19 protein-coding genes are annotated in these 20,874 nt (G+C 65.5%); 11 read left to right on the plus strand and 8 right to left on the minus strand.

Annotated elements, in window-relative coordinates; all coding sequences use genetic code 11:
• Window positions 1–63: 63 nt before the first annotated feature.
• The 3 genes from E3T29_RS01625 to E3T29_RS01635 all read left to right on the plus strand — a co-directional run bounded on the left by E3T29_RS01625 (window position 64) and on the right by E3T29_RS01635 (window position 4,090).
• Window positions 64–339: a hypothetical protein gene (locus tag E3T29_RS01625; protein ID WP_241987583.1), complete on the plus strand. Its 276-nt coding sequence runs from the start codon at window positions 64–66 to the stop codon at window positions 337–339.
• Window positions 339–2,231 carry a helicase-associated domain-containing protein gene (locus E3T29_RS01630; RefSeq protein WP_134343803.1) on the plus strand — a complete coding sequence of 631 codons (1,893 nt, stop codon included), beginning with the start codon at window positions 339–341 and terminating at the stop codon, window positions 2,229–2,231. Before E3T29_RS01625 ends, E3T29_RS01630 begins: the two co-directional genes overlap by 1 nt.
• 167 nt (window positions 2,232–2,398) lie before the next feature.
• Complete coding sequence (locus E3T29_RS01635) at window positions 2,399–4,090, plus strand: DNA repair helicase XPB (protein ID WP_134343804.1); 1,692 nt, start codon at window positions 2,399–2,401, stop codon at window positions 4,088–4,090.
• Window positions 4,091–4,345: 255 nt separating this feature from the next.
• Here E3T29_RS01635 and E3T29_RS01640 read toward each other — a convergent pair whose 3' ends face one another.
• Together E3T29_RS01640 and folP are read right to left on the minus strand one after the other, a co-directional pair.
• On the minus strand, window positions 4,346–5,020 hold the full coding sequence (locus E3T29_RS01640) for a pyrimidine reductase family protein (protein WP_241987584.1): 675 nt from the start codon (window positions 5,018–5,020) through the stop codon (window positions 4,346–4,348).
• A 119-nt stretch (window positions 5,021–5,139) separates the two neighbouring features.
• Window positions 5,140–6,054 (minus strand): dihydropteroate synthase, encoded by a 915-nt coding sequence (gene folP / locus E3T29_RS01645; protein ID WP_134343806.1) that lies wholly within the window; start codon window positions 6,052–6,054, stop codon window positions 5,140–5,142.
• 142 nt (window positions 6,055–6,196) lie between these two features.
• Here folP and E3T29_RS01650 point away from each other — a divergent pair, with 142 nt between their 5' ends.
• From E3T29_RS01650 to E3T29_RS01675, 6 genes are all read left to right on the plus strand, one after another.
• Window positions 6,197–6,889: a response regulator transcription factor gene (locus tag E3T29_RS01650; protein ID WP_092112483.1), complete on the plus strand. Its 693-nt coding sequence runs from the start codon at window positions 6,197–6,199 to the stop codon at window positions 6,887–6,889.
• Between the two features lie 48 nt (window positions 6,890–6,937).
• Window positions 6,938–8,659 (plus strand): HAMP domain-containing sensor histidine kinase, encoded by a 1,722-nt coding sequence (locus E3T29_RS01655; protein WP_134343807.1) that lies wholly within the window; start codon window positions 6,938–6,940, stop codon window positions 8,657–8,659.
• A gap of 124 nt (window positions 8,660–8,783) precedes the next feature.
• A complete protein-coding gene (locus E3T29_RS01660) occupies window positions 8,784–9,074 on the plus strand; it encodes a WXG100 family type VII secretion target (protein ID WP_105035001.1) in 291 nt (96 codons plus the stop codon).
• Window positions 9,075–9,342: 268 nt separating this feature from the next.
• Window positions 9,343–11,475 (plus strand): choline BCCT transporter BetT, encoded by a 2,133-nt coding sequence (betT, locus tag E3T29_RS01665; protein WP_134343808.1) that lies wholly within the window; start codon window positions 9,343–9,345, stop codon window positions 11,473–11,475.
• Window positions 11,472–12,959, plus strand: coding sequence for an aldehyde dehydrogenase family protein (locus E3T29_RS01670; RefSeq protein ID WP_134343809.1), 1,488 nt, complete (start codon window positions 11,472–11,474; stop codon window positions 12,957–12,959). The genes betT and E3T29_RS01670 overlap by 4 nt, the downstream gene beginning before the upstream one ends.
• 50 nt (window positions 12,960–13,009) lie before the next feature.
• Entirely contained in the window at window positions 13,010–14,590 is a 1,581-nt protein-coding gene (locus E3T29_RS01675; protein ID WP_241987585.1) for a GMC family oxidoreductase, read from the plus strand.
• A 206-nt stretch (window positions 14,591–14,796) separates the two neighbouring features.
• On the opposite strand, the gene E3T29_RS01680 is transcribed toward E3T29_RS01675, so the two are convergent.
• From E3T29_RS01680 to E3T29_RS01705, 6 genes are all read right to left on the minus strand, one after another.
• Window positions 14,797–15,150, minus strand: a complete 354-nt coding sequence (locus E3T29_RS01680) for an FtsX-like permease family protein (protein WP_134343811.1) — start codon at window positions 15,148–15,150, stop codon at window positions 14,797–14,799.
• 170 nt (window positions 15,151–15,320) lie between these two features.
• Complete coding sequence (groL, locus tag E3T29_RS01685) at window positions 15,321–16,949, minus strand: chaperonin GroEL (RefSeq protein WP_092341848.1); 1,629 nt, start codon at window positions 16,947–16,949, stop codon at window positions 15,321–15,323.
• 141 nt (window positions 16,950–17,090) lie between these two features.
• On the minus strand, window positions 17,091–18,146 hold the full coding sequence (locus E3T29_RS01690; protein WP_134343812.1) for a DUF3048 domain-containing protein: 1,056 nt from the start codon (window positions 18,144–18,146) through the stop codon (window positions 17,091–17,093).
• 71 nt (window positions 18,147–18,217) lie between these two features.
• Window positions 18,218–18,421 (minus strand): cold-shock protein, encoded by a 204-nt coding sequence (locus E3T29_RS01695; protein WP_035834941.1) that lies wholly within the window; start codon window positions 18,419–18,421, stop codon window positions 18,218–18,220.
• A 282-nt stretch (window positions 18,422–18,703) separates the two neighbouring features.
• The gene (locus E3T29_RS01700; protein ID WP_134343813.1) at window positions 18,704–19,267 is read right to left on the minus strand and encodes a LytR C-terminal domain-containing protein; all 564 of its coding nucleotides are present in this window, start codon (window positions 19,265–19,267) and stop codon (window positions 18,704–18,706) included.
• An 82-nt stretch (window positions 19,268–19,349) separates the two neighbouring features.
• A complete protein-coding gene (locus E3T29_RS01705; RefSeq protein ID WP_092341845.1) occupies window positions 19,350–19,667 on the minus strand; it encodes a DUF3263 domain-containing protein in 318 nt (105 codons plus the stop codon).
• A 228-nt stretch (window positions 19,668–19,895) separates the two neighbouring features.
• On the opposite strand from E3T29_RS01705, the gene msrB reads away from it, so the two are divergent.
• Together msrB and E3T29_RS01715 are read left to right on the plus strand one after the other, a co-directional pair.
• Window positions 19,896–20,297, plus strand: coding sequence for a peptide-methionine (R)-S-oxide reductase MsrB (gene msrB, locus E3T29_RS01710; protein WP_104089140.1), 402 nt, complete (start codon window positions 19,896–19,898; stop codon window positions 20,295–20,297).
• A 4-nt stretch (window positions 20,298–20,301) separates the two neighbouring features.
• Window positions 20,302–20,874 carry a nitroreductase family protein gene (locus E3T29_RS01715; protein ID WP_092341843.1) on the plus strand — a complete coding sequence of 191 codons (573 nt, stop codon included), beginning with the start codon at window positions 20,302–20,304 and terminating at the stop codon, window positions 20,872–20,874.

The following is a 20,874-nucleotide window of genomic DNA, read 5'->3' on the forward strand; positions in this document are numbered from 1 at the left end:
AGTGCGCGGGGTGTGAACCCAGCATATTCGGTTGTGGCACCGGCGTGCCCGTATCCTTAGCAGGTGACCAATCAAACTCCACACCCCGTCAGCCGGCTTGAGCGCGTTCTCGCTTACATGGTGGCGAGCGTGGTGGGGCTGTCGATTCTGGCGTTCGTCGCGGTGATCATCGCAACGGCGATGGGCGTCGGCGCCAATGACGGATTCAGCCGTGGTATCTGGCCACCAATCTTCATCCTTCCGCTCTACGGACTGCCCTTCGGCTTCGTGCTCATCATCGCGCTCATGATCTCTGTGGGAGTTCGCCGCAGCCGCGAAGCTCGACGAGACCGCGAGTAATGCTCGGCCTCGCATCGAGACTTCGGGTCCTGCCCGATGCCGAGCTGCGGCGCGTTATCGGGGTGCGCGGCATTTCTGCGAGCGGCATCCGTGACTTCTTCGATCTGGCCGAGGCCCTGCTTGACCCGGGCAATGTGCAACTGGCCTTGAGCCACCTCGACCGTTCGACGCTCGCCGTTCTGGCGGTAGCCGGGCAGCTCACGAGCAACAATTCCGTTCCCACCCTCCAAGCGGTGACGAACCGGTTGCGGGAATTGGGGTCGACCGAGGTCACGCTGACCGAGGTAACCAGCCGGGTCGACACCCTGCACGCCCAGCTCCTCGCCGATCACGCCGCCGGATGCTGCATTCCTTACGACGCCGTGTCGGCTCACCTGGCGCGCTGGCCGGCCCAGGGCCTGCCGGGTGCCGCCGACCTCGCGGTCGCTCTGCCCCCGGCATCCCTCACCGCTGTCCCCGACACCGAGGTCGCCTTCATCGACCAGCTGGCCGCCGAACGCGCCTTCGCGGTCGTGTCATCGATCGCGGAGCTGGTCAACGAGCTCAGCCGCGAGCCTGCCCGGCAGCTCAGCCGGGGCGGGCTAGGCCTGCCCGACACCAAGCGACTGTCCGCCGTGATGTCCGTCGACGTCGATCTGGTGGCCCCGATCCTGGCCCTGGCATCGCGGGCCGACCTGCTCGCCCGCTCCGACGGTTATTGGATGGAGACCGAGGCGGGCGAAGGCTGGCTGCTCGAACGCACGACCGCGCGCTGGGCGGCTCTGGCCGCGGCCTGGCAGGCGGCGCTCCCGCCGATCGTGGCCGATATCCTGCCGCGTCAGGCCGGGCTGCTCTGGGGAGACGGCCTCACCACGTTCATCGCCTGGCTGTACCCGGCCGGCGGCGAGTGGATGCTCGCACAGCTCACCGAGTTCGCCCGCGACGCCGAGTTGCTCGGCATCACCGCCCACGACACCACCAGCACGGCCGGCGCGAGCGTACTGCGCGGCGACCTCGAGGCGGCCGTGGACACCATGGCGATCGCGCTCCCGACCGAGGTCGGCGCGGTGTATCTGCAGCACGACCTCTCGATCGTCGCGCCCGGACCGCTCGCACCGTCCATCGACTCCCGCCTGCGCGGGATGGCCGACGTGGAGAGCCGCGAGCTGGCGTCGAGCTATCGCATCACCGCGGCATCCGTCAATCGCGCCTTGGCCGCGGGCGAGAACGCCGACTCGCTGCTGGCTTTTCTCTCGTCGATCTCGCTCACCGGCATTCCGCAGCCGGTCGATTACCTCATCAAGGAGTCGGCTTTGCGGTACGGTCGGGTGCGAGTGGGAAGTCTCACCGGCGCACCGAACACCCCGGTCGCTCCGGTCGGCGATGAGACTGTTTTTCTGAGCTACGTCTGCTCAGCGGATGCCGCGCTGCTCGGCACGATCGCCGTCGACCAAACTCTAGCGCCACTCGCTCTCGTGCGCGCCGGCGACAGCGAACACTTGCTCAGCCGCTTCGCCGGTGACGCCGTGTTCTGGGCACTCAGTGACGCGCGCTATCCGGTCGCCGCCGAGGACGACCTCGGTGAGATCGTGCACCTGCGCCGCCACCAGATCGCCCACGTCACGCTGACGCCGACGGTTGACACCGCCCGCAACCTGGTCGAGAAGCTACGACTCGGCGCCGAAAGTGGTATTTCGGTAGCGGATGCCTGGCTCACCCGCCAGCTCGACACCGCCATCAAGGCCAAGCAGACCATCCTGGTGAGCATTGCGATGCCCGGCGGCGCTGTGGTGGACTACCTGCTCGAACCGGCCAGCGTCAGCAACGGACGCTTTCGGGCCCGGGACCGCCGTGCCGATATCGAGCGCACCCTACCGCTCAAGAGCATCCTCAGCATCACACCGGCGCCCTGACCGGCCTGCGCGCGGGCATCCGCTGGACGCGACCGACGACCGGACGAGAGTGAGAGCGCAATGACCAGCCCCTGGACAGGACCGCGCACTGACGAGAGTCATGAATGCGTGCGCAATGACCAGCCTCTGGACAGGACCGCGGACTGACGAGAGTAGGATTGGGCGCTATGTCTGATGGCCCCCTGATTGTCCAAAGTGACCGCACGGTGTTGCTCGAAGTCGCCCACCCTCTTTCCGAGGATGCTCGTCACGACCTCGCCGTTTTCGCCGAGCTGGAACGCGCGCCCGAACACATCCACACCTACCGCATCACGCGGCTCGGCCTGTGGAATGCCCGTGCGGCCGGGCACGATGCGTCGGATATGCTCGCAACGCTCGAGAAATATTCCAAATTCGCCATACCGCAAACGGTCAGCGTGGACATCACCGAGACCGTCGGGCGTTACGGCCGGCTCGTCATCGAGCGCGATTCCGAGGGCGCCCTCGTGCTGCACAGCAGCGACCAGGCCGTGCTCACCGAAATCGCCGGAGCCAAACGAATCGCGCCATTGTTGATCGGGCATCCGTCACCGGAGACATACCTGGTGGAGGCGTGGGCACGCGGACAGCTCAAGCAGGAGCTGGTCAAACTCGGCTGGCCGGCCGAAGACCTCGCCGGGTACACGCCCGGAACCCCGCACGACATCGCCCTGTTGGAAGACGGCTGGGCGCTGCGCGACTACCAGAACAAGGCCGTCGCGAGCTTCTTCGACGGCGGCAGCGGCGTGGTCGTGCTGCCCTGTGGCGCGGGCAAGACCCTCGTCGGCGCCGGAGCCATGGCGACCGCGAAGACGAACACGCTCATTTTGGTGACCAACACGGTTTCCGCGCGCCAGTGGCGGGACGAGTTACTCAAGCGCACCACCCTGACCGCAGAGGAGATCGGCGAGTATTCCGGCCAGGTGAAAGAGGTCAAGCCGGTCACCATTGCGACCTATCAAATTCTCACCGCGAAGCGCAAGGGCGAGTACGCGCACCTTGAACTGCTCGACGCGATGGACTGGGGCCTCGTGATCTACGACGAGGTGCACCTGCTGCCCGCGCCCGTGTTCAAGCTCACCGCTGAGCTGCAGGCGCGCCGCCGCCTCGGCCTCACCGCCACGCTCGTGCGGGAGGACGGCCGGGAGGGCGACGTGTTCAGCCTGATCGGCCCGAAGCGCTTCGACGCCCCGTGGAAAGAGATCGAGGCCCAGGGCTTCATCTCCCCGGCCAACTGCTACGAGGTGCGCATCGACCTGCCGCAGTCCGAGCGGCTCAGCTACGCCGCTGCCGCCGACGACGAGCGCTATCGCCTGGCCGCGACCGCACCGGCCAAGCTCGGCGTGGTACAGGCGCTGATCGCCAAGCACGAAGGCGAACGCATCCTCGTGATCGGCCAATACCTCGACCAGATCGACGAACTCGCCGAGGTCTTGAACGCCCCGCAGCTCACCGGCGCCACGCCGATCGACGAACGCGAGCGGCTGTACCAAGCGTTCCGGGTGGGCGAGGTGAAGGTGCTCGTCGTCTCGAAAGTCGCGAATTTCTCGGTCGACCTCCCCGAAGCGACCGTGGCCATCCAGGTGTCGGGCTCGTTCGGCTCCCGCCAGGAGGAAGCCCAGCGCCTCGGCCGGCTGCTGCGGCCCAAGGTGTCCGGCTTGTCGGCGAACTTCTACACGCTGGTCGCCCGCGACACGGTCGACCAGGATTTTGCGCAGAATCGCCAACGTTTTCTGGCCGAACAGGGCTACAGCTACACGATCCTCGACGCCCAGAGCCTCACGGCCCCCTCGCTGTCTGACCCGCGGGCAGTTTTGTCCAGCGACCTCGCCGACCCGTGAGTTTCCTGCGCCGACCCGCCCCCAAACTCACGTCTCGGCGAGCGGATGCCCCCAACTCACCTCTCGCCGAGCGGCTCACCCCCCACCAGCCCCGCACACACCCGCGTCCCCCAGTGGCTGTGGACGGGGCCCAGGCCCCGTCCACAGGCCCAGTTTATAAACTGGGCCCAGGGTTATAAGGTGGGCCCAGCCGGTGCGGCCCGGCGCAGGCCGCCCACCAGCACGCGATCAGCACGCGCGCTCAGCCGCCCCCGCTCAGCCGGCGGGGCGCAGGTAGCGCAAAAAGAGCATGTCGCCGGCGCGCAGCACGTGCAGCAGTTCCATGGCTCGGGTCGCCGCGGCCTCCCCAACCGCGATGCGCCCGGCGGAGCCTCCGACGAGGACCGGGGCGAGGCTCAGGCAGAGCTCGTCGACTCGGTCCGCCGCGAGAAGGTCACCGAACAGGTGCGGACCGCCCTCGCACAGAATCTGCGGCAGGCCCCGCGCCGCGAGCTCCGCCACCAGACGGCGCGGGTCGATCGCCTCGTCGCCGCAGATGACGACGTCGGCCACGGCGGCGAGCGCGGCCCGGCGGTCGGCCGGTGCGGCCGCATGGGTCAGCACGATCGGCCGGGTCGCCGCATCAACGAAAACCGGATGCCCCGGCTCAAGATCCAGCCGCCCCGACACAATCGCAACGGGGGGCTGGGCGGCCAGGCCCGCCTGCACGCGCCAGGCCGCGTCATCCTCTGACAGGAGAATGCCGCCATAGCCCTCGGCCCGCACGGTTCCGGCGCCGACCAGAATAACGTCGGTGAGCAGCCGCAGGGTGTCGAAGACCAGCTTGTCGTCGGCGTTATTCAGGCCACCGCTGAGGCCGTCAACCGTGGCGGCGCCATCGAGGCTCGCGATGAAATTCACGCGCACCCACGGCACCGAGCGGTCAGCCACCCGGTAACACTCGATCAATTCGGCCCGTGGCGGCAGTTCGGCGCGTACGGAAGACTCAGAGCTCGGAGGTAGTTCGGCCCGCACCGACGACTCAACCCGCGAGGGCACTTCGGCACCCATCAGGCGAGGTTGTGACGCTCGTAGGCAGGCTCGCGAAACCCGAGGATGGCCTCGGTCATGCGCACGGCGTCGACGGCGGCCCGCACGTTGTGCATGCGCACGATGCGGGCGCCCTGCAGAATGCAGACCGTCATGGCGGCCAGCGACCCCTCGACCCGTTCGCCGCGCTCACGGTCAAGGCTCTCCCCCACGAAATCCTTGTTCGACACGGCCACCAGGGTGGGCAGGCCGAGGCCGGCGATCTCACCGAGCCGACGGGTCAGTTCGAGCGAGTGCCGAGTGGTCTTGTTGAGGTCATGGCCAGGGTCGATGATGATGCGTTCGGGCGGCACCCCGCGCCCGACCGCACGGTCGACCCTGGCGAGCAGAAACGCGCTCACCTCGGCCACGACATCGTCGTAATGCGGCGCCGGGTACGGCATGCGCGGCGCCGCGAGACTGTGCGTGATCACCAGGGTGGCATCGCTGTTTGCAACGACATCGGCCATCGCGGGGTCATGCACCCCGGTCGTGTCGTTGATCACGTGCGCGCCGGCGGCGATGCTCGCGGCGGCCACGGCGGGGTGAAAGGTGTCGACCGAGATGACGACCCCGGAACCGCGCAGGGCCTCGACCACCGGAACCACCCGGTCGATCTCCTGCTCGATCGGCACGGCCGGCCCGGGCGCGAACTTCGCACCGCCGATATCGATCCAGTCGGCCCCGTCGGCAATAGCCTGACGGGCCGCCACAACGGATGCGTCGAGAGCGAACGTTGCGCCCTGGTCATAGAACGAGTCCGGCGTGCGATTGATGATGGCCATCACGGCCACCTCACGATCGAAGTCGAAGGTGCGACCGCCGATCAGCCGGCGCGGGGCATCCAGTTGTGGCAGCGTCAAGGCCGGGGCCGAGCTGATTCTGGTGCGGGTCATATCGGTCCTCAGGTTGAAACACGTCGATCGTTCCTCCCATCATGTCGGTAATTCGTGCCGCACAACGGATCACCGCCCGCCGATCCCACCACGTACCGCCCACTCTCAGCAAAGCTCCAGCTAACGCGCAGATACTGGTGGCATGACTGACGGCCCCCGCATCCTTATCGTCGATGACGAACCCAATATTCGCGATCTCCTCACCACCAGCCTCCGTTTCGCCGGCTTCGCCGTGCGCGCCGTTGGCAATGGTGCACAGGCCATCTCCGCCGTGCTCGAGGAGGAACCCGACCTCATCATTCTCGACGTCATGCTCCCCGACATGAACGGCTTCGGGGTCACCAAGCGCCTGCGTTCGGCCGGCTACACCGCACCGATCCTCTTCCTCACGGCAAAAGACGACACCGAGGACAAGATCACCGGCCTCACGGTCGGCGGCGATGACTACGTGACCAAGCCGTTCAGCCTCGACGAGATCGTCGCGCGCATCAAGGCCATTCTGCGCCGCACCATGCACGCCGACGAGGATGCCGTGATCCGCGCCGGCGAGCTCACCATGGACCAGGACACCCACGAGGTTCTCGTGGGCACCGAGGCCATCGAGCTGAGCCCGACCGAGTTCAAGCTGCTGCGCTACCTCATGCTGAACCCCAACCGGGTGCTGTCAAAGGCGCAGATCCTCGACCACGTCTGGGAGTACGACTTCAACGGTGACGCGGGAATCGTGGAGAGCTACATCTCCTACCTGCGCCGCAAGGTCGACGTGCACTCGAGCGAACCGCTCATCCAGACCAAGCGTGGCTTCGGCTACATGCTCAAGGCTGCCAAGGCATGATCCATGGGGCTTAGGCACAGCGAGCTTTCGTAGACTAAATCCACACTTATGCACGAAACCCTCTCCAGGCGGTGGAGCAGCATCTCCCTCCGTTCCAAGATCACCGGTGTCACGGTGCTGATGCTCACGCTCGGCCTGCTCGTTTCGGGCATCGGCACCATGGCCATGCTCAAGCAGTATGTGGTGACCCAGGTCGACACGCAGCTGCAGGTCGACACGCAGACCGCGCTCAGCGGCTACTCGTCGAGCGTGTTCTCGCAGGGTGACACCAAGGGCGTCGCGTCGGACTACTTCGTGGCCCTGTATGACCAGGACGGCGCCCTGATCACCCGCACCTGGCAGGAACGCGACCACGCTGAGCTGCCTGTGGTGGGTATGCCGCTCGACCTGAAGCGGGTATCGCAGCTCGACGGGCAGATTCAGACACTCTGGGACGCTGCCCACGACACCGAGTTTCACGCCATCATGGTGCCCGTGGTGATCAGCCCTACCGGCACCTACGGCACCCTCGTCATGGCCGTTTCGCTGCGGCCGACCGAGAACACCATGGCCACCTATCTCACGATCTTTCTGGGTTTCGGCGCCGGGGTCGTGTTGATTGGTGCCATGCTCACCCGGGTGCTCGTCACGACCACCTTCGTGCCGTTGCGTGAGGCGGAACAGACCGCCGCGGCCATCGCCGACGGCGACTTCAGCCAGCGGCTCGGCGGCGCCACCCCAAACACCGAGGTCGGTCGCCTCAACCGCTCGCTCAACATCATGCTCAGCCGCATCGACCGCGCCTTCAAAGACCGAGCCCGTACCATCGACCAGATGCGCCGCTTCGTCGGCGATGCCAGCCACGAGCTGCGCACCCCCCTCGTCTCGGTGCGCGGTTACGCCGAGCTGTACCGCATGGGCGCGCTGCAAACCCCCGAAGATGTTGCTCAGGCCATGGAACGCATCGAGAAAGAGGCCATCCGCATGGGCGGCCTGGTCGAGGACCTGCTCGAACTCGCTCGCCTCGACGAGACCAAGCCGCTCGCGCTGACCCCGGTCGACCTCGTTCCCCTGGCCCGTGACGCCGCCCTCGACGCCATGGCGAGCTCCCCGGGCCGCCAGGTTACCGTACTCACTCCCCCGGCTGTTGTCGGGCCGCTCGACGGGCACGTTGACGGCGACTCCGGCGAAATTGTGCCGTTCGAAAACGACTCGTCAGAGAGCGTCACCACCGGCGCCATCGCCCGGCCGTCCGGAACCGGCACGCCGACCGGAGCCATCGCCTTCGCCGGCGCCACCCTGGCCCGGCTGCGCACCCGCAAACCGCGTCGAGGAACCGTCGTTCTGCCCGAGGCTGACCTGACTGTACTGCCGGTGGAGCCGCAACTGCCGCCGATCGTCATGGCCGAAGAGAACAAGATTCGGCAAGTCATCACCAACCTGATGGGCAATGCGATGCGCTTCACCGCCTCGGACAGCCCGATCGAGCTCGAGGTGATGGTCGACCCGCACGCCCAGCGAGCTTCCATCGCCGTGATCGACCACGGCGAGGGAATTCCGCCGCAGATTCGGGAGAAGATCTTCCAGCGATTCTGGCGCGCCGACTCGTCTCGCGCTCGCGAAACCGGCGGCAGCGGCCTCGGACTCGCCATCGTCGCCGCGATCGTCGCGAGCCACAACGGCACCGTCGACGTCGTCGACACTCCCGGCGGCGGTGCCACCTTCCGTGTCTCGCTGCCCCTCGCCGGAACGCCGAGCGCCCCGCAGCACGCCCAGCCCGTCATCCCGTAGGGGCTCCTCCCCAGGGTACGGGTGGCGACATCCGCTCACAGATCTGCGCCTGACAAGCGGATACTGCCGCTCCTCTTCTACTCTCACAGTCACCAACCACTGTTATGTAGGAGAAGGGCACACCATGACGAGCTTTCAGGTCGACAGCGATGCGGTGCAGAGCACCGCGAGCACCGCCCGCGGCACCATCGCGCGAGTGCAGGCCGATGTGGGCGATCTCAACGCTCAGCTGACCAGTCTCGAAGGGTTCTGGACCGGCCAGGCCTCCGCCGCCTTTCAGGGCGCATTCGCCGAGTGGCGCGGCATGCACCAGCAGCTGGAGGAAAGCCTGACCGTGCTCAACCAGGCGCTGAGCGTGGCCGGGCAGCAGTACGCCGAGACCGAGCAGGCCAACACCCGACTGTTCGCACGGTAGGTGCGCTGCACCGAGGTGTGAGCCTTGGGCGAATTTTCGCGAAAAGCGGCGTGAATCTCACACCTCGGCGGTAGAAACTCACAACCAGGAATCTGTGATATCCCGCGCGGGATAACACCCTGAACCCCGAAGAGGCCCGGAAAGACGCGGATCTTGCCTTGCTAGACTGACAGACGCGCACCACGCCGCCACCGCGGCCACTCGGATTGCCAGTGCGCATATCGGGCACTGGCGCCATCGAGACATCACACCGAGCACCAAGGATGAGATGACTCTCTCTGCCCACACTCCCGCTCTTCCCCCGGAGAGTCCCGCCGCCGGCCCACCGGAGAACAAGACCCGGGTCAATAAAACAGTCTTCTTCGGTTCCGCCTCCGGCATCATCGCGATAGCGCTGTGGGCGATCCTGGCCCCCACCAACGCCAGTGACGTCATCGCCGCCGTCGTTGGTTGGGTTTCCGTCAACCTCGGCTGGTACTACTTTCTCATCGTCACGGTCGTCCTCGTGTTCGTGATCGTCGTCGCCCTGTCCCGCGTCGGTAAGACCCGCCTCGGACCAGACCACTCGCGTCCGCAGTTCAGCCTGTTCACCTGGACGGCCATGTTGTTCGCCGCCGGCATCGGAATCGACCTGATGTTCTTCTCGGTCTCCGAGCCAGTCACCCAATATCTCGCTCCGCCCACCGGCGACGGCAGCTCGGTTGAGGCCGCCCGTCAGGCCATGGTCTGGACGCTGTTCCACTACGGCATCACCGGCTGGGCGCTCTACGCACTCATGGGCCTGGCCCTCGGCTACTTCGCCTACCGGCAGAACCTGCCGCTGAGCATCCGTTCGGCGTTGTATCCCATCTTCGGTAAGAGAATTCACGGACCGATCGGCGACGTGGTCGACATCGCCGCAATTCTCGGCACTATCTTCGGCATCGCCACGAGCCTCGGCATCGGCGTCGCCCAGCTCAACTACGGCCTAACCTTCATGTTCGGAACGCCGGAGACCCTTCTGGTGCAGGGTTCGCTCATCGCTCTCAGCGTGGTGATGGCCACGATTTCCGTCGTGTCCGGGGTCGAAAAGGGCATTCGACGGTTGTCCGAACTAAATGTATTGCTCAGCGTCGGGCTCATGCTGTTCGTGCTCATCGCCGGCAACACGAGCTTTCTCCTCGACGCCATCGTGCTCAACATCGGTGACACGCTCAGCCGTTTCCCGGCGATGACGCTCGACACCTTCGCCTACGACCGTCCTGACGAATGGCTGAACTGGTGGACCCTGTTCTTCTGGGCCTGGTGGATCGCCTGGGCTCCGTTCGTCGGCCTGTTCCTGGCCCGCATTAGCCGCGGCCGTACCATTCGCGAGTTCGTCGCCGGCACCATGATCGTGCCATTTGCTTTCATCCTCATCTGGATCGCAGTCTTCGGGAACAGTGCTCTCGCAATCGTGATCGGCGGCGACGCCGGCTTCGGCGAGGTCGCAATGAATTCCCCGGAGCGAGCATTTTATTCCCTGCTGGCCGAGTTTCCGTTCGCCCCGGCCACCGCTGCGATCGCCACCTTCACCGGACTGCTGTTCTACGTCACGAGCGCCGACTCCGGCGCCCTCGTCATGGCGAATTTCACCTCACACCTCAAGGACTCTGAGTCTGACGGGCCCAAGTGGCTGCGCATCTTCTGGGCGGTGACCACGGGCGTGCTGACCATGGCGATGTTGCTGGTCGGCGGTATCCCGACGTTGCAGAATGCCACGATCATCATGGGGCTGCCGTTCTCGGCCGTACTGCTGCTCGTCATGCTCGGGCTCTACAAGGCACTACGGGTAGAACAATCGCTCACCGACAGTTTTCGGGCCAGCCTGCCCAGCCTGCTGTCGGGCCGCAGCACCGACCCGGCCCGCGCCCGCAACTGGCGTCAGCGCCTCACCCGGGCGATGAGTTACCCCGGCCCGCGCCAGGCGGAACGTTTCGTTTCGAGCGTGGCACTGCCCGCCTTGCAGGAGGTGCACGATGAGCTGCTCCAGCAGGGCGCGGAAGTCACCCTGTCGCAGGGAATCGTCGACGGACTGCAGATTCCGCATCTCGACCTGAACGTCTCGATGGGCGACGAGCGCGGTTTCAAGTACCAGATCTACCCCGTTCAATTCGATACCCCCACCTATGCGGTGCGCGCAGCCAGCGCGAGCGGCAAGTACTACCGCATGGAGGTCTTTTCCCTCGAGGGCAGCCATGGCTACGACCTCATGGGCTACAGCAAGGAGCAGGTCATCACCGACGTGCTCGATCACTACGAAACACACCTCGACTTTCTGCACCTGAACCGTGCCGAACCGGGAAACACCGCCCTCGCCGAGGACCAGGTGGCCAAAGACAACTGGGAAGCCGATTTCGAATCGGACGAGGTCAAACAATGAGCACCACCACCGCACCGGCCACACTGTTCATCAGCGGGGCCTGGGTACCCGCAAGCGACGCCGGCAGCAGAGAGATCCGTTGCCCGGCCGATCAAACACTGGTCGGTACCGTCAGCGAGGCCACCACAACGGATGTCCACGCCGCGGTCCGCGCCGCCCGCACCGCTTTCGACAGCGGAATCTGGAGCACAGTGCCGGCGCCCACCCGCGGCGACTTTCTGCTGCGGGTGGCCGCTGAATTGCGCGTGCGCCGGGCTGAATTCGCCCGCGCCGAGACCCTCGACACCGGCAAACGCCTGGTCGAGAGTGAAATCGACATGGACGACATCGCCAACTGCTTCGCTTACTTCGGCAAGCTCGCCGGACAGGACACTGGCCGCATGGTCGATGCCGGCGACGAGCGCGTCATCAGCCGCATCGTGCACGAACCCGTCGGAGTCTGCGGTCTGATCGCGCCGTGGAACTACCCCCTGCTACAGGCTGCGTGGAAGATCGCCCCGGCCCTCGCGGCGGGCAACACCTTCGTGCTCAAGCCGAGCGAGCTCACCCCGCACACCAGCATGCTCATGATGGAGCTGCTCGACCACCTCGGCCTGCCCGCGGGCGTCGCCAACCTCGTGCTCGGCGCGGGCCCTGTGGCCGGAGCCCCGCTGGCCAGCCATCCCGACGTCGATCTCGTCTCGTTCACCGGAGGCCTCGAAACCGGCAAGAAGATCGCCGCCGCAGCCGCCGGAACCGTCAAAAAGGTCGCCCTCGAACTCGGCGGCAAGAACCCGAACGTGATCTTCGCCGACGCCGACTTCGATGCCGCGGTCGACAACGCTCTCAACGGCGCGTTCGTGCACTCGGGCCAGGTATGCTCCGCCGGCGCGCGCATCGTGGTGGAGGCATCCATTGCGGAGAAGTTTGTCGACGAGCTGGTGCGCCGGGCCAATCAGATTCGTCTCGGCGGGCCATTCGACCCGAACGCCGAGACCGGACCGCTGATCAGCGCCGCCCACCGCGACAAGGTCACCGCTTACGTAGCCAAGGGTCTGGCCGAGGGAGCCCGCCTCCGATCGGGCGGAACCTGGGGCGAGGGCGACCTGACCGAAGGGTTTTACTACACGCCCACCATCCTCGACCAAGTATCGAGCGGAATGTCCGTCGTGATCGACGAAGCGTTCGGCCCGGTCGTGACCATCGAGACCTTCGAGACCGAAGCCGATGCCGTGCGGATCGCGAACGACACCGTCTACGGCCTGGCCGGAGCGGTCTGGACCCAGGACGCAGGCAAGGCCCAACGCATAGCCAAGGCCCTGCGCCACGGCACCGTCTGGATCAATGACTTTCACCCCTACCTGCCGCAGGCCGAGTGGGGCGGCTACGGCCAGTCGGGGTCCGGCCGCGAACTCGGCCCGATGGGCCTCGGCGAATACCAGGAAACCAAGCATATCTACCAGAACACGGCCCCGGCCGTGACCGGCTGGTTTCAGCAGCGGTAGCTGCGGGCATCCGCTTATCGCGTGAGTAGATCGACCAGATGAGGAATCAATTGACCACTGCAATACCCGCTACGCCCACCGAATTCGACTACATCGTCATCGGGGGCGGGTCGGCGGGAGCCGCCGTCGCCGCGCGACTCTCGGAAGACCCCGCCGTTCAGGTCGCCCTCGTGGAGGCCGGGCCAGACGACCGCGGCATCGACGCCATTCTGCGACTCGACCGCTGGATGGAACTGCTCGAGAGCGGCTACGACTGGGACTACCCGATCGAGCCGCAGGAACACGGAAACTCTTTTATGCGGCACGCCCGCGCCAAGGTGATGGGCGGCTGTTCGAGTCACAATTCCTGCATCGCCTTCTGGGCGCCGGCGGAAGACCTCGACGATTGGGCCGGCAAGCACGGCGCGACCGGCTGGGAGGCCGCGAACACCTTCCCCCTGTTCACCAAGCTCGAAACCAACGAAGACCAGGCGTCCCATCACGGGCACGACGGTCCCGTGCACCTGATGAACGTGCCCGCCAACGATCTGTGCGGCGTCGCCCTGCTCGACGCCTGCGAGCAGGCCGGTATTCCGCGCACGACGTTCAACTCCGGCACGACCGTGGTCAATGGCGCGAATTTCTTTCAGATCAATCGGCAAGCGGACGGCACGCGCGCGTCGTCGTCGGTCTCCTATATCCACCCGATCATGCAGCGCGAGAACTTCACCCTGCTCACCGACCTGCGCGCGCGCAAGCTCGTGTTCGACGCGAATAAGCGCTGCATCGGCGTGGACGTCGTCGACGCCGCTTTCGGCAAGACGCACCGTCTCTCTGTCTGCGCCGAGGTCATCCTCTCGGCCGGCGCCATCGACTCTCCCAAGCTGCTGATGCTCTCCGGCATCGGCCCAGCCGCGCAGCTGGCCTCCTTCGGCATCGAGGTGCTCGCGGACTCCCCCGGCGTTGGAGAGAACCTGCAGGATCACCCCGAAGGCGTGATTCAGTGGGAGTCGAAGCAGCCGATGACCGATACGTCCACCCAGTGGTGGGAGGCCGGCATCTTCACCACAACCGAGGAGGGTCTCGACCGCCCCGACCTCATGTTCCACTACGGTTCGGTGCCGTTCGACATGCACACCGCCCGCCAGGGGTACCCGACCACGGAGAACGGCTTCTGCCTGACGCCGAACGTGACGCATGCCCGGTCGCGTGGTACGGTGACGCTGCGCTCGAGCGACTACCGCGACAAGCCGAAGGTCGACCCTCGCTACTTCACCGACCCGCACGACATGCGCGTCATGGTCGCCGGTATTCGCAAGGCGCGCGAGATCGTCGCCCAGCCGGCCATGGCCGATTGGGCTGGCGTCGAACTGTACCCGGGCGTCGACGTACAAACGGATGCCCAGATCACCGACTACATCGAGAAAACCCACAACACGGTCTACCACCCGGCCGGAACCGTGCGTATGGGCGCGGTCGACGATGCGTTCTCGCCGCTCGACCCGGAGCTGCGGGTTAAGGGCGTCACGGGCCTGCGCGTCGCCGACGCCTCGGTGATGCCCGAGCTCGTCACCGTCAACCCGAACATCACCACCATGATGATCGGCGAGCGGTGCGCCGAACTCGTGAAGGCGAGCCGCAGCATCCACTGAGTTACAGCCCGCCGCGCGGGTCTGGCCGCCTGCGGAACGCGGGACGGAAAAGTGGGCGCCTCCCGAAGGAGACGCCCACTTTCTGTCGTAATAGCTGGACTCAGAAGTCCATGCCACCGAGGCCGTCGTTGCCGACAAGCCCGAGAAGAACTCTGCTCCGGCCGGCGACCCTTCGGGTGGCGCCACACCTGCTCGGCCAGCTACGCCTACTCGGTCGCGAGGGCCGCGACCGGGGTGATGCGGGTCGCCCGGCGGGAGGGCGCCAGCGACGCCACCGCGGTGAGGGCAACCGCCGCGACAACGATAACCGCGAGCAGCACGAGCGGCACCGTCGGCACCACGATGCCCGGTGAGCCCTGGATACCGCCGATGAGCGACTGCGCCCCGGCCCAGCCGTAGAACGTACCGAGCACAAGGCCGACGACCACCGCCGCGGCGCTGAGTTGCGCGCTCTCGATGAGAATCATTCGACGGATCTGACGCGCTGTGAACCCGAGCGCGCGCAGCAGGCCCAGTTCCGCTGCGGCGACGAGAACGGGGAGGAGCTGGATCATTTTCATATCTCCAGCCTGCTGGGTCACTACCGCGCGGTCGTCCGTCCAGAGTCGCTACGCGCTACCTCGCAAGGATGACTCTGTCGGGTGGACCGAACTCATGGCTCGACGCGGAACGCACAAAAAATGGGCGCCTCCCGAAGAAGACGCCCACTTTCGTGTACCGCTGGCGGGACTTAGAAGTCCATGCCACCCGAGGGGTCGCCGGCCGGAGCCGAGTTCTTCTCGGGCTTGTCGGCGACGACGGCCTCGGTGGTGAGGAACAGTCCGGCGATCGACGATGCGTTCAGCAGCGCGGAGCGGGTGACCTTCACCGGGTCATTGATTCCGGCAGCGATCATGTCGACGTACTCGCCGGTGGCGGCGTTGAGGCCCCATCCGACGGGCAGGTTGCGCACCTTGTCGGCGACAACTCCCGGCTCCATGCCGGCGTTGAGTGCGATCTGCTTGAGCGGGGCGTCAATGGCAACGCGCACGATGTTCGCGCCGGTCGCCTCGTCACCAACGAGGTCAAGGATTGCCTTGCCCTCGAATGCGGTCTTGCCGGCCTGAATCAGTGCAACGCCACCACCGGCAACGATACCCTCTTCAACGGCAGCCTTGGCGTTACGCACCGCATCTTCGATGCGGTGCTTGCGCTCCTTGAGCTCAACCTCCGTTGCGGCTCCAGCCTTGATGACAGCAACGCCGCCAGCAAGCTTGGCGAGGCGCTCCTGGAGCTTCTCGCGGTCGTAGTCGCTGTCGGTGTTCTCGATCTCGGCACGGATCTGCGAGACGCGACCGGCGATGGCTTCGACGTCGCCGGCACCCTCAACGATCGTGGTCTCGTCCTTGGTGATGACGACCTTGCGGGCGCTACCAAGCAGGTCGAGGGTGACGTTCTCAAGCTTGAGGCCGACCTCTTCCGAGATGACCTGTCCACCGGTGAGGATGGCGATGTCCTGCAGCTGAGCCTTGCGACGGTCGCCGAAGCCCGGAGCCTTGACGGCGACGGACTTGAAGATGCCACGGATCTTGTTCACAACGAGCGTGGCCAGGGCCTCACCGTCGACGTCTTCCGCAATGATGAGGAGCTGCTTGCCGGTCTGGATGACCTTGTCCACGATGGGGAGCAGGTCCTTGATGTTGGAGACCTTGGAGTTGACGATCAGGATGTAGGGGTCTTCGAAGACCGCTTCCTGACGGTCGGGGTCGGTGACGAAGTACGCCGACAGGAAGCCCTTGTCGAAGCGCATGCCCTCGGTGAGCTCGAGCTCGGTGCCGAAGGTGTTCGACTCCTCGACGGTGACAACACCTTCCTTGCCGACCTTGTCGATGGCCTCGGCGATGATCGCGCCGATTTCGGTGTCTCCGGCGGAGATGGACGCGGTTGCGGCGATCTCTTCCTTGGTTTCGATTTCCTTGGCGCTGGCGACGAGCTCGGCGATGACAGCGGCCGTAGCCTTCTCGATGCCGCGCTTCAGGCTGATCGGGTCGGCGCCGGCAGCGACGTTGCGCAGGCCTTCGCGAACCAGGGCCTGGGCGAGAACGGTTGCGGTGGTCGTGCCGTCGCCGGCTACGTCATCCGTCTTCTTGGCGACCTCTTTGACGAGCTCCGCACCGATCTTCTCGTACGGGTCGTCGAGCTCGATCTCCTTGGCGATGGACACGCCGTCGTTGGTGATCGTGGGGGCGCCCCACTTCTTCTCCAGAACGACGTTGCGTCCGCGCGGGCCGAGGGTGACCTTGACGGTGTCGGCCAGAATGTTCAGGCCGCGCTCAAGCCCACGACGGGCCTCTTCATTGAATGCAATGATTTTTGCCATATGTGTAACTCGTCCCTCCCGGACGTTCCAAACGATGATGGGGTTAGCACTCAGATGACGAGAGTGCTAAAACGATTCTGGCACTCTGGGGTCGAGAGTGCAAGCGAGCATCGGGGGTGACGCCGGGCTATCTGCAGACCCTCAGGGAACGAGGTCGACCGAGCCGGTGCCGTTGGGTACGAGCTGAAACCAGGTATTGCCCGGTGCCAGCCGAATTGTCACTCCATTGGCATCGACGAGGCGGATCGGCATGCTCTGGGAGTCCTTGCTCCAGGTGGCCGCGATGGTCTTTCCGCCGCTGGAGATCGACGCTTCCCCCGACGCGATCAGCTCGGTCTTGGGGATGCTCTGGTCGACGGTCACGTTCACCCGCACCACGACGACGTTCGTTGCCTTCAGTTGCGCGCCTTCCGGAGTCAGATCGGGCGCGCCGTCCTGCGCGCGCAGGTATGCGGCGGCTTCGGCGTTCCAGGTCCAGCTGCGGGCACTGGAGTTGGAGAATCGGGTGTTGATCACCGAGATCGGGGTGCCGTCCACGACAGCGGATGCCCCGGCGAGCGCGGGCGCATAGGCATACTGCTGGGTGGGCGGTGCGACGGTCGCGTTTCGGTTGACGAATTCGGAAGCCGCGAGGATAACGTTGTGCGGGGCCGCTGTAGCCTTGGAACGAGAAAATAGCCCGGTCGTGTCGTAGTCGAAGATGGCACTGATTTGACCGGTCGCGTTCATCGCGTCGACGAATCGTTGCTGCCCGCCCGAAAACGCTACGAGGCCGCCGAACGGCGCAATGATGTCGGGGTCCATCGGGCGGATCGAGCGCACCGGGCCGACCTGGTCGGGAATGCTGGACTGCCACACGGCGACGTATCGGGTGATGCCACCCTCGACCAGCTCTTCGAACACCAGGTCGGTACGGTCGATCGCGACCTGCGGGCGGGCGGCCACGTGGTTGTCGATCTTGGCCGCGAGGGAGGGATGTGCCGACGACCCGACCGCAACGGTCAGGCCGCTGAGCGGGGCGATTTCCGTAGCGGCGGGGGCGACATAGTTCGACGTCCACGCTTCGGCCGTCTGCGTCTTGGTCGGCGTCGCGCTACTGCCGGTGCATCCGCTCAGCAGCAATGCTGGAACGATCAGAGCGAGCAGACCCGCGGTCTTTCGCGGTCGAATGGTGCGGGCTGTCTTTTTCTTGGTCACCGGTAAACACTAACGCCGCCCGTTGCAGCGGGCGGCGTTAGGTGGGGGACAGACCCCGTTTAGGGGGTGGGTCAGGCCGGTCGAACCGATTCAGCCTGGGGGCCTTTCGCTCCGGCACCGACCTCAAAGACGACCTGCTGGCCTTCTTCGAGCACCTTGTACCCGCTCATGTCAATGGCGGAGTAGTGAACGAACACGTCCTGCCCTCCCCCATCGACAGTGATGAAGCCGAAACCCTTTTCAGCGTTGAACCATTTAACGGTTCCGTTCGCCATGTGTTACTCCTTGCTCAAATTCGACGGCACGGCCCATTGGCTGTTCCGGGCCCTGCCGCAGAGACTGCGTTCATTTTGAACGAGCAGCAAATCCCCGAGAGCAAGTCTTCTGTTGCAAGTTACCTACTGGTGCAAGTTACCTTGGGCGAGCGTTCTTGATCCGGGCGGGTATTGCCCGAACAAAATGTTTGACCAAAACCAGATAATACTGAAGTGGCCGCAGAAGAAAAGGGGCTTGACGAATCAGGTAATGCCCAGTACGTCGGCAGTTTCGAGTTACGATCAGCCCGCAGGAATGACGTAGTCGTTGCCGACGACGACGGTCAGGCTGGCACCTGTGTCAACAAAATTGGACGAAACGACGATCGTCGAGCCGGGCAGTGAGGCTGCGATGCCGCGGGCGGCGCCTTCCAGGCTGGCATCGGCGTAGTAGATGACGGTGGTCGGTTCGGTGTCTGTGCTCGCGTTGCCGGTGCCGCTGACCACCCAGCCGGCGGCGGTGAGCGTGTCGCTGACGGATGCTGCGACACCGTTCGCCGCGGAGCCGTTCAGCACATTCACGGTCAGCGCCGGGTCGACGGTGGCTTCAGCCGTTGGAATGACGGTCTCAGTGGGGATCGGGGTCGAGCTGGCCGAGGACAGCCCCGGGATATTGGAGAAGTCGAGGCGATTGTTGATCGCGAAGATTCCGACCACGCCAACCGCGATCAACAGCACGGTGACGCCGAGCGCCCACCAGAACCCGATCCAGCCGCGGCCCTTCTTGCCGGGAGCACGGTGAGCACCCACCCGGTCGAGGGCATGCGTGTGGGTGTCGAAACGGTCTTTCGCAAATTTTCGCGCCATGGTGATTGAATCCTTGGTTGGCCAGCCAGGCCGGAATCGAGCGATGTGTAACGGCCCGGTTCTGGCGGAAAGCGGTCAGGTACTAGTCGTGGGTGGGCAGCGAACGACTGGCGCGCGCCTCGGATCGTGCGGAACGCATCCGCTGCAGTCGGTTCACAAGCATCGGGTCGAAGGCCAGCGCCAACGGTGAATCGACCAGTGCCCCTAATAGCTGATAGTACCGGGCGGCCGAGAGGCCGAATGTGGCGCGGATGGCCTCTTCTTTGGCGCCGACGTGCCGCCACCATTGCCGTTCAAAGGCGAGCACGGCTTCGTCGCGCTCGCTGAGCTGGGTCGAAATCGGGGCGCTGCCGGCGGGCAGAGTGGTGCGCTGCGCGGGGGCCGGTGTGCTCTCACTCATTGATCTATCTCTCCCCCGGGGCAGTTTCGACGGGTTATCCGACGGGCTCATCCTATTTGCGGGCGGCTGAATGTTGCCTCCGGCACGCCCGGAACGGCCCAGTCGAACGACCGGTCGCCGTGCAAACGCTGCGAAATCTATCGGCCAGGAATGCGCGTGTCGCTGCACGAGTTTAGGCTGGGTAGAGGTTGTCCGGGTGCGGACGGCCAGATCGAAGGGACATCCACCATGGACTACACAATCAAGAAGTCAAACGACGAGTGGCGCTCCGAGCTGGGCCCGGAGAAGTTCAAGGTTTTGCGTGAAGCCGGAACCGAACGCCCCGGAACCGGCGAACTGCTCGACGAAGAGCGCTCCGGCACCTACACCTGCGGTGCGTGTAACGCCGAGCTGTTCAAGAGCGGCACCAAGTTTGACTCCGGCTGCGGCTGGCCGAGCTTCTACGAGTCGGTACGGCCCGAAGCGGTCGAATTGCTCGAAGACCGTTCCCTGGGCAGCGTGCGCACCGAGGTGCGCTGCGCGAACTGCGGCTCACACCTGGGACACGTTTTTCCCGACGGATTCGGCACGCCGACCGGCGACCGGTACTGCATGAACTCGATCTCGCTCAACTTCACGCCCGCTGAGTAGAGCGGTGCTGTCGACGACAGATGCTGCCACCTCGGTTGTCTTTCGGGCCGTCAATCATCGGCGCAGCTACTCAAAAGTGAGCGCCTTGGCACCGACCCGAGCCGAGCTGCTGCCCCTCGTTGCCGCGGCGGCGCGGGTGGCCGATCACGGCGCGCTGCGTCCGTGGCGGCTGTTGGAGCTGCGCGGCGACGCCCGCGAGCGGTTGGGGGCGGCGTTTGTGGCGGCATCCGCTTGTGAGGGTAGTGATGCGCTCAAGCTGGCGGCTAAGCCGCTGCGGGCGCCCCTGTTGATCGCGGTCGTCGCGTCGCGTCGGGCCAGTTTCAAGGTGACCGACTGGGAACAGGATGCTGCTGCTGCGGGGGTCGCGCACCTGCTGTCGCTGCTTCTCGATGACGCGGGGTGGTGCGCGATGTGGCGCACCGGCCCACTCGTGCGCACCGGCCCGGTGCGGGTCTTGCACGGCCTCGGCGACAACGAGGAGCTGCTCGGCTGGCTCTATGTCGGCGGCATTCCTGAGGATTCGAAGCCGGGCGTGCGGCTGTCGATCGACCCCGAGGAGTTTCTCGGGGTTCTGTGA

Origin of the sequence: Cryobacterium sp. TMT1-66-1 (genome assembly GCF_004403435.1) — a bacterium.
In the GTDB taxonomy this organism is placed as follows: domain Bacteria; phylum Actinomycetota; class Actinomycetes; order Actinomycetales; family Microbacteriaceae; genus Cryobacterium; species Cryobacterium flavum.

Bases quoted from the DNA above. Each gene is read 5' to 3' on its own strand.
- E3T29_RS01630 (WP_134343803.1), top strand. From the start codon at position 339: ATGCTCGGCCTCGCATCGAGACTTCGGGTCCTGCCCGATGCCGAGCTG.
- E3T29_RS01635 (WP_134343804.1), top strand. From the start codon at position 2,399: ATGTCTGATGGCCCCCTGATTGTCCAAAGTGACCGCACGGTGTTGCTC.
- folP (WP_134343806.1), bottom strand. From the start codon at position 6,054: ATGACCCGCACCAGAATCAGCTCGGCCCCGGCCTTGACGCTGCCACAA.
- E3T29_RS01650 (WP_092112483.1), top strand. From the start codon at position 6,197: ATGACTGACGGCCCCCGCATCCTTATCGTCGATGACGAACCCAATATT.
- E3T29_RS01655 (WP_134343807.1), top strand. From the start codon at position 6,938: ATGCACGAAACCCTCTCCAGGCGGTGGAGCAGCATCTCCCTCCGTTCC.
- E3T29_RS01660 (WP_105035001.1), top strand. From the start codon at position 8,784: ATGACGAGCTTTCAGGTCGACAGCGATGCGGTGCAGAGCACCGCGAGC.
- betT (WP_134343808.1), top strand. From the start codon at position 9,343: ATGACTCTCTCTGCCCACACTCCCGCTCTTCCCCCGGAGAGTCCCGCC.
- E3T29_RS01670 (WP_134343809.1), top strand. From the start codon at position 11,472: ATGAGCACCACCACCGCACCGGCCACACTGTTCATCAGCGGGGCCTGG.
- E3T29_RS01680 (WP_134343811.1), bottom strand. From the start codon at position 15,150: ATGAAAATGATCCAGCTCCTCCCCGTTCTCGTCGCCGCAGCGGAACTG.
- groL (WP_092341848.1), bottom strand. From the start codon at position 16,949: ATGGCAAAAATCATTGCATTCAATGAAGAGGCCCGTCGTGGGCTTGAG.
- E3T29_RS01695 (WP_035834941.1), bottom strand. From the start codon at position 18,421: ATGGCGAACGGAACCGTTAAATGGTTCAACGCTGAAAAGGGTTTCGGC.
- E3T29_RS01700 (WP_134343813.1), bottom strand. From the start codon at position 19,267: ATGGCGCGAAAATTTGCGAAAGACCGTTTCGACACCCACACGCATGCC.
- E3T29_RS01705 (WP_092341845.1), bottom strand. From the start codon at position 19,667: ATGAGTGAGAGCACACCGGCCCCCGCGCAGCGCACCACTCTGCCCGCC.
- msrB (WP_104089140.1), top strand. From the start codon at position 19,896: ATGGACTACACAATCAAGAAGTCAAACGACGAGTGGCGCTCCGAGCTG.